The sequence below is a fragment of the Chryseobacterium indologenes genome (genome assembly GCF_002025665.1).
Classification (GTDB): domain Bacteria; phylum Bacteroidota; class Bacteroidia; order Flavobacteriales; family Weeksellaceae; genus Chryseobacterium; species Chryseobacterium metallicongregator.
On the sequence record NZ_CP018786.1, the window covers coordinates 1,938,388 to 1,953,984 of the forward strand.

Annotated in this window: 12 protein-coding genes and 3 tRNA genes; 10 read left to right on the forward strand and 5 right to left on the reverse strand. The window is 34.8% G+C overall.

The window, feature by feature from the left end; genetic code table 11:
• Positions 1-10 precede the first annotated feature (10 nt).
• Both BUE84_RS08755 and BUE84_RS08760 read left to right on the forward strand, forming a co-directional pair.
• Entirely contained in the window at positions 11-643 is a 633-nt protein-coding gene (locus BUE84_RS08755) for a DJ-1/PfpI family protein (protein WP_079243895.1), read from the forward strand.
• A gap of 229 nt (positions 644-872) precedes the next feature.
• Positions 873-945 (forward strand) — tRNA-Lys (locus BUE84_RS08760).
• Positions 946-1,109: 164 nt separating this feature from the next.
• Here the strand turns inward: BUE84_RS08760 and BUE84_RS24395 are convergent.
• Entirely contained in the window at positions 1,110-1,271 is a 162-nt protein-coding gene (locus BUE84_RS24395) for a hypothetical protein (protein ID WP_156106559.1), read from the reverse strand.
• A gap of 326 nt (positions 1,272-1,597) precedes the next feature.
• Here BUE84_RS24395 and BUE84_RS08765 point away from each other — a divergent pair.
• From BUE84_RS08765 to BUE84_RS08780, 3 genes are all read left to right on the forward strand, one after another.
• Positions 1,598-1,670 (forward strand) — tRNA-Lys (locus tag BUE84_RS08765).
• 584 nt (positions 1,671-2,254) lie between these two features.
• Complete coding sequence (locus BUE84_RS24685) at positions 2,255-2,635, forward strand: alpha/beta hydrolase (protein WP_202971513.1); 381 nt, start codon at positions 2,255-2,257, stop codon at positions 2,633-2,635.
• A 289-nt stretch (positions 2,636-2,924) separates the two neighbouring features.
• A tRNA-Lys gene (locus BUE84_RS08780) sits at positions 2,925-2,997 on the forward strand.
• Between the two features lie 110 nt (positions 2,998-3,107).
• Here BUE84_RS08780 and BUE84_RS08785 read toward each other — a convergent pair.
• Both BUE84_RS08785 and BUE84_RS08790 read right to left on the reverse strand, forming a co-directional pair.
• Positions 3,108-3,974, reverse strand: coding sequence for a serine aminopeptidase domain-containing protein (locus BUE84_RS08785; protein ID WP_079241307.1), 867 nt, complete (start codon positions 3,972-3,974; stop codon positions 3,108-3,110).
• Between the two features lie 155 nt (positions 3,975-4,129).
• Positions 4,130-4,618 carry a GNAT family N-acetyltransferase gene (locus tag BUE84_RS08790; protein WP_079241308.1) on the reverse strand — a complete coding sequence of 163 codons (489 nt, stop codon included), beginning with the start codon at positions 4,616-4,618 and terminating at the stop codon, positions 4,130-4,132.
• A gap of 407 nt (positions 4,619-5,025) precedes the next feature.
• Between BUE84_RS08790 and BUE84_RS08795 the strand changes: the two genes are divergently transcribed.
• The 3 genes from BUE84_RS08795 (at position 5,026) to BUE84_RS08805 (ending at position 11,763) form a co-directional block, all read left to right on the forward strand.
• Positions 5,026-6,519 (forward strand): tetratricopeptide repeat protein, encoded by a 1,494-nt coding sequence (locus BUE84_RS08795; protein WP_145953227.1) that lies wholly within the window; start codon positions 5,026-5,028, stop codon positions 6,517-6,519.
• Positions 6,520-6,690: 171 nt separating this feature from the next.
• Positions 6,691-8,115 carry a tetratricopeptide repeat protein gene (locus tag BUE84_RS08800; protein ID WP_145953228.1) on the forward strand — a complete coding sequence of 475 codons (1,425 nt, stop codon included), beginning with the start codon at positions 6,691-6,693 and terminating at the stop codon, positions 8,113-8,115.
• A gap of 645 nt (positions 8,116-8,760) precedes the next feature.
• A complete protein-coding gene (locus tag BUE84_RS08805) occupies positions 8,761-11,763 on the forward strand; it encodes a reprolysin-like metallopeptidase (RefSeq protein WP_145953229.1) in 3,003 nt (1,000 codons plus the stop codon).
• A 114-nt stretch (positions 11,764-11,877) separates the two neighbouring features.
• On the opposite strand, the gene BUE84_RS08810 is transcribed toward BUE84_RS08805, so the two are convergent.
• Together BUE84_RS08810 and BUE84_RS08815 are read right to left on the reverse strand one after the other, a co-directional pair.
• Positions 11,878-13,038, reverse strand: a complete 1,161-nt coding sequence (locus BUE84_RS08810) for an FAD-dependent oxidoreductase (protein ID WP_079241312.1) — start codon at positions 13,036-13,038, stop codon at positions 11,878-11,880.
• A 27-nt stretch (positions 13,039-13,065) separates the two neighbouring features.
• Complete coding sequence (locus BUE84_RS08815) at positions 13,066-13,821, reverse strand: helix-turn-helix domain-containing protein (protein ID WP_079241313.1); 756 nt, start codon at positions 13,819-13,821, stop codon at positions 13,066-13,068.
• Between the two features lie 184 nt (positions 13,822-14,005).
• Between BUE84_RS08815 and BUE84_RS08820 the strand changes: the two genes are divergently transcribed.
• Positions 14,006-14,800, forward strand: a complete 795-nt coding sequence (locus BUE84_RS08820) for a class I SAM-dependent methyltransferase (protein WP_079243896.1) — start codon at positions 14,006-14,008, stop codon at positions 14,798-14,800.
• Positions 14,801-14,990: 190 nt separating this feature from the next.
• Positions 14,991-15,572, forward strand: a complete 582-nt coding sequence (locus tag BUE84_RS08825; protein WP_079241314.1) for a Crp/Fnr family transcriptional regulator — start codon at positions 14,991-14,993, stop codon at positions 15,570-15,572.
• Positions 15,573-15,597: the final 25 nt, after the last annotated feature.

A 15,597-nucleotide genomic window follows, 5' to 3' on the forward strand; every position in this document is an offset into this window, starting at 1 on the left:
TAAAAGAATTATGAAACAAGATACTAAAACAATGAATGTCGCATTTTTAATTTATGATCAGGTAGAAGCTCTTGACTTAAATGGGCCTTTGGATGTTTTCGTTAAGGCGAATGTTGTACATCCCAACTCTTATCATTGCTTTACGGTCGGAAAAACAAAAGAACCAGTGTATATGGAAGCTAATACGATGGCTGTTATTCCTACTTACGATATACATACCTGTCCTAAGCTGGATATGATTGTTGTCCCCGGAGCAAATCCTGAACATATTATGAAATATATCAAGGATATGGATTTTCAGGAAACAGTTCTGAAATGGATCAGTAATAATTATAATGAAGGAACTACTGTCTTTACAGTATGTACAGGAAGTATGCTGCTTTCCGGAACAGGTATCCTTGAAAACCATGATATTACCACCCATAGCATGTTGTTAGATACTTTAGAACAGTATAATCCGGAAGCAAATGTGATCAGAAATGTTCGTTATGTGGATCAGGGACAGTTGATAACTACAGCTGGAATTACCGCTGGAATTGACGCTGCTCTTTATCTGATTGGAAAACATCTCGGTAAGGAGACAATGGATAGCATTATTGAGATTTTTGAATATCACAACAGAAAATCTGAAAATTCTCTTTAAAATATACAATCTTGAATTAAAAGTTTTCGCCGATTGTATACTCAGCGAAAACTATACCTTATATTTTTAATGAATAAAATATAATCTGTAAATGATTTATAAACAGGTGTTTAAATTTTAAAGAATAAAATTTATCATAAAAAAGCTTGAAAAAATTTGGATTTAAAGAGGGTTTTTCTATCTTTGCAGTCCCTTAAACAAAGGGATTTACTTGAAAAAGTAAGTGGCCGACTCGGTAGCTCAGCTGGTAGAGCAATACACTTTTAATGTATGGGTCCTGGGTTCGAATCCCAGCCGGGTCACAATGTGAAAATGAGAATTTTCAAAAGCATAAAAAACCTGCAAAAATAATTTGCAGGTTTTTTATTTATAGTGTTTGCTATAATGTTTCAAAATGGCCGATTATTTAAATTAACGGACCAGTTGATTGTACTCGTACTTTTGCAATTGAAATTCAGTTATATCTTTACTCCTCATTTTTGGGCTTAAAGTTTCTCCCGACTCCCTGACGGAGAAATGTAATTTTTCCCTGTACTTTTTTCGCTTTTTCAAGGACTTCCAATGCTTTTGTTCGTTCGTTAATTTTGCCAGCGTGTGTTATATTGTCCTGACGTTCATTTTTTTTCATATATCAATATAGTGAATTTATTTGAAAAAAACAAATTATTGATTGTAAGGCTGTTTTAAATTTTTAAAAATGAGATTTTTGTAGTAATAAATCACGATAAACAAGAGATTCAGTGAAGTGCTCATTTTTTCATTGAAAGCCTTTTTGTTCATCTTTGAATTTCAAACTAACCAATCTGCTCCAGAGCGTAAAATTTTTGTCGCTGATTTTATAAAAGTTAGCAAAATTCAGTTCGTGAAATTTTGCGAAAGTATTGTAAGTAAAGAAAAAGTTTCTATCTTTGCAGTCCCTTAAACAAAGGGATTTACTTAAAAAAGTAAGTGTCCGACTCGGTAGCTCAGCTGGTAGAGCAATACACTTTTAATGTATGGGTCCTGGGTTCGAATCCCAGCCGGGTCACTTGAAAAAGCTTCAACACACGTTGAAGCTTTTTTTGTATTCTGTTCTATTTAATATTTTTAATTTTCGTCATTCTGATAGCCTTATTTTATACCATCCATAAATAAGAAGAAGATTATAAAAGCACTCGTCTTTGAAAATCGGTAAAATGTTTCTTTTTTACCTTAAAATGTATCCTTATGTTAGAAGATAAAGAAACTACTTTTGTATACACATTATTTCTGAAGCAATGGCTAATAAAATATTTAATATAAAAGAATTTGCATCATGTTGATCGTCCGCAGAACAATCTGGATATTAATACTCCTAAGTCCGGCTATAATATTCTGGTAAGCGCCAAATATATCAAAAGCAGAATCATTTTTCACACAACCGCTGCTGGCAATTGTAGGAAGTGGGGCGAGAAGTGCTTGGATGAGTGATGGTCTTCTAAAGATTGCAGCAACTTCAGATAAGAAAAATATAGCATAGAAGGAGCAAACCATATGTGATTGTACGACAGAGAAAATAATGTAAATGACGCTGTTGATCAGCTGGCAACTTTCTTTTCTGAAAAATTATAAACATTATCAAATTTAATCACAATGATTACACAAAAAATAACATTTAAAAACGTAGCTTGGAACAATGCTGGGATTTTGCATTTTCCAACCGATTTCAATCAGAATAAAAAATATCCAACTATTATTTCCATGCATCCTTCACGCTTAGGAATAGGAATGGGCAGGGATGCGTTTGATCTTGCTGAAACCCTATTGGCCCAACCCATTCTGGTAGTGGTAGGTGATAAGCCAGGTGGATTTGGAGCATATAGGGACGGATACGAAATTACTCGTCGTGCTGCATCAGAAAAAAAAGAATTATTAGTTATAAAAGGATTTTCCCATTATGATCTTTATGACCAGCCTGAGCCGGTAAGACAGGCACTAGAAAAAGTTGTTCCTTTTTTTAAAGAAAATTTATAAGAATTTTAGGAAAGAAAGTCGCTTTAACAGAGACTCTGGTTTTTATGATAAAAAGGATTGTTCAATAGAATAATCCTTTTTCATTGAAAGTCTATTTTGGATCCGTTTTACAAGATTTGAAATTTAAAATTTATATCTGTGGCAGAAGCATTAAAATTTTTGTCTCTGATTTTGTAAAAGTTAACGAAATTCAGTTCTTTAAATTTCGGGAAAGTATTGTAAATAAAGAAAAAGTTTCTATCTTTGCAGTCCCTTAAACAAAGGGATTTGCTTAAAAAAGTAAGTGGCCGACTCGGTAGCTCAGCTGGTAGAGCAATACACTTTTAATGTATGGGTCCTGGGTTCGAATCCCAGCCGGGTCACAACAAACGGACAAACTATTTTATAATGGTTTGTCCGTTTTTCTTTATACTGAGATTTTAATTTTGTGATATCAATACAAGTTGAGATGAATACATTCAGAATTACATGTTTAAATAAAATGATTTAATTTATCTACGACATGTATCCAAAGCCTGTCTTTCATATTTTTTTTGAAAAAACCGAAATGGTCTATTTTTTTCAATCCTAATTCTGAAGGAACCAGTTTTGTGAAAGTGATATCTTCTTTACTGCCAATATGCTTCCAATATGTTTCGGTGTTTTTCTGGCTTGAAATGGTATCATCAGTAGTCCAGAATAGATGAATGGGGAATGTATAATTCTTGAAATGCCCTATAGGAACAGTGGTACCATAAAATTGAGCATCAAAAAAATAATCTTTCTTTTCAAGCCAGTTTCGCCACTCATATACTACATTTTTGGGCAGGTTTTCCATTAATCCAAAGGTTTTGGCTTTTACGTATCCTGTCATCAGAACACTTATGGGAACAAACATATAAAAATAAAAATAGGCCTTAATTCTGTATGAGAACGGCATATTCATATAATAGCCTGCAGATACAGCAAAATTGATCATTCCCTTTACATTATCCAGGTTTTTCATAAATCCGATTTGCTGCCCACCGGCACTGTGCCCTACAATCATAAACGGAAGATCGGGAAACTTTTTATTTAAAAAATCTTTGATGGCAGGCATATCTTTTACTCCATAATCTGAAAAGGTAAACTCACAGGTTTTCAGATTTCCGGAAAAAGAATCTCCGCTTCCTCTGTAATCCCAAAGACAGCACAGAAAATCATTTTCAGTAAGATAGGTAAGGAAAGACAAATAGAATTCTTTTTTTGTTCCGGTGCCACAGTTAAACTGAATTACTGCTTTTGGATGATCCGGAATAAGAAGAATACCTTTAAGCTTTATACCGTCATCACATATTGTTTCAAAATTTTCCGTTTTCATGTTTTAATTTAACTTAAAAAATTAATGATACATTGTATGGTATATAGCTGTATCCTTTTTTCGTTGTTAAATTTAGTAAATAGCCTGATTCCATTATAATATTTAACTATGCAGTACTAGGTTTCTGCATCAGGATTTTGAGGGGTATTCAATTTTTATTTAGGCATATATTTCATCATAATACAATTGCTGATATCTTGGGCAGAATTGTTTTCTACTTCCAAAAATCCTGTCTTTCTGTATAAATTGTAAGCTTTATCATTTCCCGGAGCAACTTCTAAAAAAATTTCAATATCATTAAATCGTCTGCCTGCTTCATGAATAACAGCTTCAATCAATCCTTGACCTATATTCTTTCCTTGAAATTGCTTTTTTACATACATTTGGTAAATAGTACCGGAGTTTTCGTCACTTTTAACAAAAGTACATATGCCTATAAGCAGATCATTTGCGTAGGCACCCAATACAAATCTTCCAAAAGTCTGTTCTTCAATATCGCTTTCTATTTGAAATTTTTCAATTTTCAGAGCTTCATAATAATTGGCTCCAAATGATTCCGGGAACTGCTCCAGACTTTCCAGGCGGATTGTTCGGTATGCTTTACTTTCTTCGGGAAGAAGTTTTCGATAGCTAATAATATTCATGCTGATCAGGTTTTCATTTACATCAATATACAAAGATGGAGATAATTTTATTTAGCAACAGAATTTTATATAATTGGTTAAAATTTTAAAACGATCTCATCTATTTGTAACAATTTTCATTTCAGATAGTCTTATTATAAACAAAACATACCTTTTTTGATCAGAAAAGCACATCAATGCAGTCTGTAAATTTTGAAAAGTGTTTGTTTAAAGGGGGAATATTACATTACTTTATTTGAATGTTACATTTTTGCGAAATAACTCGTTTATTTCATAAGGAACATGATAAATTATGTATATTTATAACACTCATTGGGGAATAATATTTAAATAACGACAAAAAATTATCAACTTATTTGCAAATAAGTGAATAGGTAGATATGTAGATATAGGGAAAAGTGGTGGTGATGGGAAAAATTGACTTAATCATCTTTAAAAATATAAAGACAAACTCAGAAGGTATAAAGAAAATAATAGCCTTTACAATCTGTATGGGAATATTTTTGGTTATATTTTCATGTCATAATGAACCTCAAAATACAGATAGAGAAAACTTTGATGTATCTCTATTGACTGAAAGTTCAGAACTTCAGCTGTCCGGTGAATATGAAGCTTTCGTCAAGCTTAATAAAGAATATCTGAAGAAAGCCGCCAAAATGCAATATACAGGAGGAAAAGGACTCTGCTATCTGAATATGGCAGGGGTAAATGTTTCTGCAGGGAATTATGAAAAAGCCCGATTTTTTTTCAATAAAGCCGAAAAAGACCTGATCAACTCTGAAAATACTTACCATAAAGCAGTCTTCTATGATGATTACAGCCTGTATTATTCTCATCTTAAACTCAATGATAAGGCGATAGAATGTAATAACAAAGCATTTTATTATTTAAAACAGGCAAAAAAAACGAAACTCACCCAAAAACTTCTGCCGAGACTTTATGTAAACAAAGGAATTTACTATGCTTGGAAAGGATGGTTTGGAACTTCTTTGAAATGTTTTACCAAAGCAAATATGCTGGAAAATTCAGCGTATACCAATTGTATGGTAGCACAATATTATTTATTTACCCATAAACCTGATTCTGCGGGTATATACATTGCCAGGGCAGATGAAAAAATGATCAGCCAGAAAACAACGGATGTGGAATCTCTTTGGGTTTATTATACAATGGGATATTACTATAATGAAATTGATAATAGCGAACAGGCTGAAAAAGCATTACAAAAAGCACTGGAGATCAACATTAAGACAAGACGAACCTATTCATCCCATATAAAAGAAGTTTACAAAGCGCTTGCAGAATTATATAAGAAAAAAAATGACGGAGGTAAGGCTTATTTTTATCTGAAGAAATATATGGAAGAGGAGGGAAGGTTTGATGCAGAACGATTTGCTGTTATGAATAAAGCTACCGAAGATTTTATTTCAGAAATGAAGCAGGAATCAGACTGGCATAAAAATGATCTTCCGTTGTTTATCGCATTGTCTATCACAGTACTTACCGTTTCAGGGGTATATGTGCGGAAAATAATTAATAGGTTACAAAAGAAGAAGAATACTTTAAAAGAACAAACCGATACGTTGAAAAACCATGTCCAGACAAAGCAGCGACAGGAAGTGATTGAACTTGCTAAAAGGAATGATTCTTCTTTCTTATTGAAATTTAAAGAATTCTACCCTGAATTTATTAAGTCGCTTCTGGAGATTAATCCGGATCTTGAAAATTCAGAGCTGGGTTTCTGTGCAATGCTGAAATTACGTTTTTCATCCAAAGAGATTGCAGATTATACTTTTGTACAGCATAAATCTGTTCAACAAAAGAAATACAGGATCAGAAAAAGACTGAATATTCCAGGGGAAACAGATATTTATGATTTTTTTGAAAACTTAGCAGAATAAAGCATTATATCACAATAAAAGCAGGAGGATTCTGTTTTATGAAGAGATTTTATTGTTGATCTCATCCGAAATAACCATTGAAAATATTATAATTATACAAAATCGTTATCTTAAGAAGATCATTGTTAAATCATAAATTTATATAGGAATTTAGCTTAATTAGAGAAACACATGATGCGTATTTTTCTTTCTGTCTTACTTTTTGTTTTAGTTTCGTGCCATTCTCATTCAAAGAAAGAGGCTGAAAAGAAATTTGACGTTGCCTTGCTGAAACAGAATGAAAAGTTCAGAATTGCCGGAGCATATGATTCATTGATTAATCTTAATAAAAGATATTACAAAAAGGCCGATGAAATGAATTATGCAGATGGGAAGGCACTCTGCTATATCAATTTGGCAGAACTCAATATATCCCTGGAAAATTTTCAGAAATCACAAATTCTCTTTGATAATGCAAAAGAGATTCTGGATAATTCGGAGGACAACATACACAAAGCCAGATTTTATAACGTCTATGGCCGTTTCAATATAGAACTTCGAAGGCTTGATAAAGCTTTTCAATACAATAACGAAGCCATGAACTTTATAAAGAAAAGTGATCCGTCAGAACTTAAAAACGATCTGCTTTTTAGTATTTATTTCCGACAGGCTATTTATCTTGTTCAAAAAAAAGACTATGGAAAGGCCCTTGAATATTTCCATAAAGCGAAAAAACTGGATGGTACAGGTCTTACAGATTGTGCGATCAGTGATTATGTTTATATACGGAGAAACAAGGATTCTGCCTATAAATATATAACGACAGCTTATAACAAAGCCAATATGAGAGGTAAAGAGGACGGAATAGCTCTTTATGCCAATACCATTATGGGGGAATATTTTCTTTATTATAAAGAATATGATAAGGCAGAACATGCTCTGAATAAAGCATTGAAAATCAATGATAAAACAAAACGGGTCTATGCTTATTATGGTAAGTATATCTATAACGATCTCAGAATGTTATATGAACGTACCGGTGATAAAGAAAAGGCCTATTTTTATTTGGAAGCCTATACAGATGCTTTTTATCGGACCAATACCTCTTTACTGGCTACCATCAATCAGGATATGGAGTCTTTTATTACAGTTGCCCAACAGGATGCTAATCATCATAAAAGTAAAATCTATTGGATTGTTTCTCTGTCGTTTATTGGTCTTTGTCTGCTGGGATTATATGCCTGGAGAATTATTCTTGCTTTAAGGAAACGGAAAAAAGTTCTTGCTATAGAAGCTGAAAACCTGAAAATAAGAATGAATGACAATAAGCAGGAAGAAGTTATAGAACTGGGTAAAAAAAATGACCCTGAATTTCTGGATCGCTTTAAAGAAACTTACCCTGAGTTCATCGCTCAGCTTTTAACCATTAACCCAAATCTTGAAAATTCTGAACTGATTTTTTGTGCGATGCTTAAACTTCATTTTACTTCTAAAGAAATAGCAAACTATACGATGGTTCAGCATAGGAGTATTCAGCAGAAAAAATACAGGATCAGAAAAAAGTTAAATATTCCGGGTGAAACAGATATTTATCATTTCTTTAATACCTTACAATAATCCAAAAAAAACTGTCTGATTTATCAGGTCAGACAGTACTCGAAATATTCTCTTTTCACCACTCGGTTTTTTTTAGTGGTCTCAATGGTCAAATATGAAAATTTTTAATGGAAACAAGAAAAAAGACTATACTACACGGGTACTACATGGTATATTTGATTGTTTAAATGTCTGATATTTAAATAATTGTGATTTCTTGTCGATTTGTTGACTTATTTTTGAAAAAGAGCAAGAGTTCTTGGGATGTCTCCCTTTTTAGACTACGTTTTTGATTATTCTTTTTTTAATTCATCTTTTTTTTATCTGATTTTCAGTATTGTTTTTTCATCCGTTTTGAAGGTGCAATTTTTAATAATACTTACTGATAAAACAGAGCTATTTGAGACAAAATTTGACATTAAATATAAGTGGTTGATAATTAATTGATTGTCGTTGCTGTTGTATACGTGTAGTATCATTTATTTTTGTTTTTTATTTAGAATATACAAGTTTTGCGAAGTGATTTGTTGTGAATTTCTCATCATTGATTTTGTTTTGTTGAATTTATGGCAATTTTTAAATGGTATTAATTACACTCCAAAATGATCTTTGATAAAAAATAAGAAACCTATTAATCATACAACCAAAGTAATTATAAATAAATCTATGAAAAAAAGAATTTTATTCGTTTGTGCATTAGCATCTTGTTTTACGGTTTTCAATGCTCAGAGATGGGAATCTGTCTCTCAGAAAACTTCACAGATAAGAGAAGGAGTAGCAGTACAACATTCTTATAGAGTGGATCTGAAATCTCTTCGAGAAATGCTAAGAAATGCTGAAGAAACCGGGAAAAGTGCAAGACCGGTAATTATTTCTTTACCTACTGTAGAAGGAAAGATTGAAAAATTTGCTGTTTATAGCAATCCTGTGATGGATGTATCACTGGCCGAAAGATATCAGCTCGGATCATATGTAGGAGTGGGCGTAGATGATCCGTCTAAGTATGTAAGATTCAGTACATCTCCCAATGATATGCAGTCTATGATCATTAAAGATGGTATATTCCAGTTTATAGAACCGATAAGTGCTGATAAACAAACTTATGGAGTATTCTATAAAACAAAGGATGAAGGAGAACATGGCTTTAAATGTGATACCGGAGAACATGATTTTAAGAATATTAATAAACTGGTAGAGAATGGTAAAAAAATGCTTTCGGGAGTAGGAATCGCCAGCAGACCTACTAATACAAAATACAGAGATTTTAGAATGGCATTGTCCGTTACAGGAGAATACAGCCAATATCAATTAACGGCAGCAGGAACTCCGGCCAATGCGACCAACGATGTAAAAAAAGGAGTGGTACTGGCTGCCATGAATAATACGATGACCCGCATAAACGGAGTTTTTGAACGTGATTTTGGAGCTCATCTAACCGTTCAGAACCTTCCGGATATCATTTATCTTGATCCGGCAACAGATCCTTACTCTAATAATTTAAATCTTCAGCTGCAACAGACCCTTACCTCTGTAGTTGGAAATGCCAACTATGATATCGGGCATGTTTTTAACCAAAATGCAGAAAGAAGCGGAAATGCAGGAGGAATCGGAATTGTCTGTGTAGATCCGGCCACTAATACTGAAATAAAAAAGGGTTCCGCTTACACTCAGGGACCTGTTCCTGTAGGTGAAGTTTTCGACTTTACTGCAGCTCATGAAATGGGCCATCAATTAGGAGCTAATCACACATTTTCAAATACTTCTGTCACAGATGCCAATCAGGGAGCTAATGTAGAACCTGGAGGAGGTACTACTATTATGGGCTATGCCGGGATTACGTATGATAATGTGCAGGCTAATGCTGATGGATATTTCCATTATAAATCCATTGATCAGGTATTAACTAATTTAGAAAATAAACTTAATTGCGGAGCCTCTCAAAATATAAACAATAATACTGCACCAGCTATTAATCCGTTGGTAGCTTATAATATTCCTAAAGGAACCGCTTATTATCTTGAAGCTTCAGCTACTGATGCCGAAAATGATCCTGTAAACTATACCTGGGAACAGAATGACAGTACAGATGAGTTTTCTACAATTTCAGGGGATAGTGGATGGGGATACAATCCAAAAGGAGCTTTAACAAGGTCAGTTCCTGGTACAGCAAACGGAAGAAGATATTTTCCAAAGCTAGCGAGTGTTATGAACGGAAACCTAACAGACAAGCAAACATGGGAAACGGTATCTTATATCCCTCGAATATTGAATTATGCTGTAACAGTAAGAGATCAAAACGCTCAACGTCCTATGGTTTCAAGTTCAACAACTACAGTGACCGTAGGGAATGATGGACCGTTCAAATTCAATGGGCTTACTGCATCTTCAATATTGTATAATGATGCTGTAAACATAATCTACTGGGATGTTGCCAATACAAATGCGGCACCTTATAATACAGCGAGTGTGAAAATAGATTACACTACAGATAATGGAACAACCTGGACAAATCTGGTTGCTGCAACACCAAACACCGGAAGTTATAGCGCACAAATGCCAGGAAATATAAATGGAGCTATAAAACTAAGAGTTTCAGCTGTAGGAAATATCTTTTATGCTGTTTCTCCTGCTATAAATGTGGGCAGTGCACCTACATCTCCTACATCAGCACCTACGGGCATTTCTACAACAGATACTGAGATTTTCAAAACAACAGCAAGAGTATCCTGGAATAGTGTTCCGGGAGCTACTTACTCTGTTAATTACAGAAAAACAGGAGCAGGAAATTGGTCTAATGCTGTGAGTCAGGCAAATTCTGTAGTTCTGAATAATTTAGAAGATGAAACCAATTATGAAGTACAGGTAGCTGCTGTAGTTAATTCTGTTTCCGGGACTTTCTCTAATAATTATACATTCAAAACAAAAGGATTAAAGACAGGAGTTGATTACTGCCTTTTAAATTCAGGTTCACCTTATGTAGGAGCCATCTTAAAAGTTACCGTTGCAAATCTTGATTATAGTGATCTTACAGCAAGATCCTATAAAGATTTAAGCGAAGATCTTACTAAGGTTGTTAATTTGACACAAGGCAGTACCTATACGCTTACGCCTAGAATAGGGAATCTGTTGCAAAACGGAATGCCGGTAAATCTATCTGCCTGGATAGATTACAATAGAAACGGAGTATTTGAATCTACAGAAAGGGTAGGGCAGACTTCAGCGACAACGAATGCAGGTAATATAGGGTTACCAAGTTTTAACTTCACCGTTCCTGCTACCTCTTACTCTGGAGATAAGGTGTTAAGAATGAGAGTGGTTGGTAAATTCGCGACGAGTGCTTTGAATAGCGTATGTGGTGAGCTGGCAAGCCAGGCCGGAGGTATTATGGATCTTCCTGTGAAAATTACTGCTAGCACCCTTGCTGTGAGAGAAACGGTAGATACAAAATCATCAGAGGTATCTATTTATCCTAATCCTGCAGATACATTTGTAGAAGTGAAAAACCTTAAAGGTAAAGGTGATTACAAAATTTACAGTGCGGATGGAAGACTTGTTCAGGAAGGTAAGATTGATGGAAAAATAAATGTAGTTTCTCTTGTAAAAGGAATGTATGTGATCACCATAAAAGATGAGAAAAATACTTACAACACCAAATTAATCAAAAAATAAACAGCATGAATGAATCTCCGTATCAGGATCTAAAAGCGGAGAGAAAAAGAATTATTTCAAGAGGGAAAAAAGGCTGTTTTCAACAGAAGGCAGCCTTTTGATTTTTGACGATAACTAATCCAAATGGCTATTAAAAAAATCAAGCATAGTGGCTAATGATTTTTCAGAATGCATTCGTTCTCCATTTTCAAGGGATTCTTCCGTGGCAATCGCAGCTCTTGTTCGCATTGTCTGTTCGTAACCGGAAATAGCTTCCTGTAAAGTATTATAATGATTATCCGTTAAATATTCACTCAGTTCAAGGGCATCCAGCATAGCCATATTAGCGCCTTCTCCAGCAAATGGAGGCATTACGTGAGCTGCATCCCCAATCAGTGTGAGGTTAGATTGAGTTTCCCATGTTTGATCTAACGGCATATAGTAAATCAGACGTGGAACAAAAGGAGTTGCAGCATTTTCAAACAATTCCTCCCAGATAGAAGCCCATTCCGAGTATTCTGTTTTGAACCATTTTAGCATCTGTGCACTATCAGAAAAATCAAGACCGCTAGTGGCAGGCCAGTTTTCATCTGCTTTAAAACTTGCATAAAATCCGAGATCTCCATTGCCTTTTTGTCCCAGTAAAATATTTTGAGAATTTCCGAATGCCATTATTTTTCCCCCTTTGATCAAAGCATCAATCTGAGGGGCATTTTCTTTTGAAATATTTCCTTCCAGCATAATGATTCCTGAATAAACAGGTTTATTATCAGTAAGATAAGGGCGGATTTTAGAATTGGCACCATCTGAAGCAATGACAAGATCAGCGTACACAGAATTTCCATTTTTAAAATGTAGCAGCCAGCCTTTATCCTGCCGCTCCATAGAGAGAAAATGACTGTCCCATACTACCGTTTCAGGAAATAGGGATTCCAGCAGCATATTTCTTAATGGACCACGATCTATTTCAGGGCGAAAATGTTCATGTCCAAAATCTTCTTCAGGCTTTGTTTCATGATCGTTAAAAAATATTTCGGCCTTTTCATTCATGATCAGAGTTCTGTCTGCACCCGGACGGAAAGTCTTTTTAAACTCCTCCAGAAGTTCTGTTTTGCGTATGGCAGCCAAACCTGAATCTTCATGCATATCAAGAGGGGAGCCCTGTACACGGGCATTTTTATTAAAATCTCTTTCATATACTTTTACATCTGCACCTTTTAATTGTAAAAGTCTTGCCAGTGTAAGCCCTGCAGGGCCACCACCAACGATTGCTATTGATTTATTGTCTATCAGCATTGTTGATTTAAATTTTACAATGCAAATTTATTTTCCTTTCAATACAGATAATAGTACAAATCGGTCGTTTTTATTTTTGGATAATTCTTTAGGAGCAACTCCTGAAAATTTCTTTACTTCTTTGATGAAATGATTCTGATCGGTATAATTGAGTTCCGGGAAAAGTCTTCCCTGAGCAATGTGTTCCAATGATGCTCTGAAACGCAAAATAGTAGAGTAGGCTTTTAATGACAAACCAAGTTGTTTGGTAAAGTACCGGTTGATCTGTCTGCTGCTCCAGCCTGTTTTCTCTGAAAGTTCCTGTACGCTCATTTCCCCTTTTGAAGCATACACCAATTCAAAAAGTTTGATTTTTCTTTCATCTGCTTTTTGAGGTAGCAACGCTTGTATTTTTTGAGTGGCTTTCGTACAGCAATGATTAAAATCCTTTAAGTCATCACTTTTAAAATTCCAGAAATCAGGAGAAAGCTCTTTTCCGATATTCAATAAATCTGCAATGGAGGTATTTAAAATATATTCCACAGCAAGAGGTTTAAAACTAACGATAAAAGCTGTTGTATGGGGATCGATATACCTTTGTTCAGGATAGGTTTCCAGTCCGAGAAGGGTAATATGAAATGGCTCTGAAGCCGACTGTGAGAAAAATAAATCAATTCTTCCGTCAGGAATGATAACCACTTCTTTCGCTTCATCCGAAAGGTTCTGAAAAGTTCCCAGATTTTCAACAAAATCTGCGATCTCTTTGTCCGGTTCTATGAAATGATAAGAGAAGTCATTGTCCATAATTATTGTCTGTGCAGACTGTTTTTAGATGAAGAAAATTACAAAAATTGTTGTAAACTACAAAGTACAATACAATTTGAATATTGAACTGGACTAGTACATTTTAGGAAATCTGTACCAGCTGATTTGCCTATGAATATGATATTTTTGTAAATTAAGAGTTAATGACCGGAAAATGAAAAATATGCAGGAAAGAGAAATCAATTTTATACAGCACAACGAAGCGGCCTGGAACAAACAGGCATTAGCCCAGAATGAATGGTCAAAAGCGGTAAGCACCGAAATAATCAATAACGCAAAAGAAGGAAAATGGGAGGTTCACCTGACTCCAAAACCACTAAATAAAGAATGGCTGGGAGAGGTAAAAGGAAAGAAGATCCTGTGTCTGGCATCAGCAGGAGGGCAGCAGGCTCCGGTTTTGGCTGCTGCAGGAGCTTCTGTTGTAGTTTTTGATATTTCCGGGGAACAGCTGAAACAGGATGAAAAAGTAGCAGAACGTGATGGACTGTCATTGCAAACACTTCAGGGCGATATGAGAGACCTGAGTGTATTTGAAGACGAAACCTTTGATATTATATTCCATCCGATTTCCAATCATTATGTAGAAGACGTGAATCCGGTTTGGAGAGAAGCTTATAGAGTCTTGAAAAAAGGAGGAGCATTGCTGGCAAGCTTTTTCAATCCTGTGGTGTTCGTAGCAGACAGGAATCCTCAGGATATAAAAGAGGGAATTATCAGACCGAAATATACGCTTCCTTATGCCGATATAAAAGATTTGGATCAGGATCAGATTAATAGAAAGCTGGAAAATAATGAAGCTTTGGTTTTCGGACATACCCTTTCAGATCTTATCGGAGGACAGTTGAAGGCAGGTTTTATGATTGCAGATTTTACAGAAGAAATGCAACCCAATCCACGTTTTTTAATTGATCAGTACCTTCCTACTTTCATAGCAACAAAAGCCGTGAAATTGAAATAATACAAGTCATGTAAGTCTCAACGGTTTTTAGGAGTGTCATTTCTAATGACGTGAGAAATTCCTCTCCTTTGGAAGGGTGGCGAAAATTCAAAAATTTTTGACGGTCTGGTTTTACCGCTTCAAATTAACCATACTTCCATGAATTATCGCTACTTTAGACGGCTCAACGTATATTTAAGAGGACATTTTAATGGACAAATCATCACTTAATACCTACTTTCATTCCTTATTCAGTATTGAAAAAGAAGTGGTTGAAAAGATCACTGAAAAATTTAATTGCTTTGAATTGAAAGCCAATACAATTTTGCTGGATAAAGATGCCATCAGTACCAAAACCTATTTTCTTGAAAAAGGGTATGTCCGCTCGTATATACTGAATGAAGATAATGAGGAGATTACCACCAATATTTATAAAGCTCCCTGCTTTGTTAATGATTTTTTATCCTTTTTCAGGCAGCAGCCTACCAAAGAAATATATCAAACTGTTACAGATTGCATTTTCTGGGAAACAGGATTGGAAAATGTACAGCATAATTTCCATAATATTCCTGAGTTTAGAGAGTTCAGCAGGCTTCTTTTTGTTCTTAATTATTATAATATTCATGACAGGTTGATCGAAATGGCGAGTCAGAAGGCTTCCACAAGATATTTTAACCTGATGAAGAAAGATCCGGATATTTTTCAGCATGTCCCTTTGAAGATAATTGCTTCTTACCTCGGAATTAAAGACAGTTCCCTGAGCCGGATCAGAAGAGATATTCATAAACTCTAATTTCTTTTCATTTGTCAAGTGATAC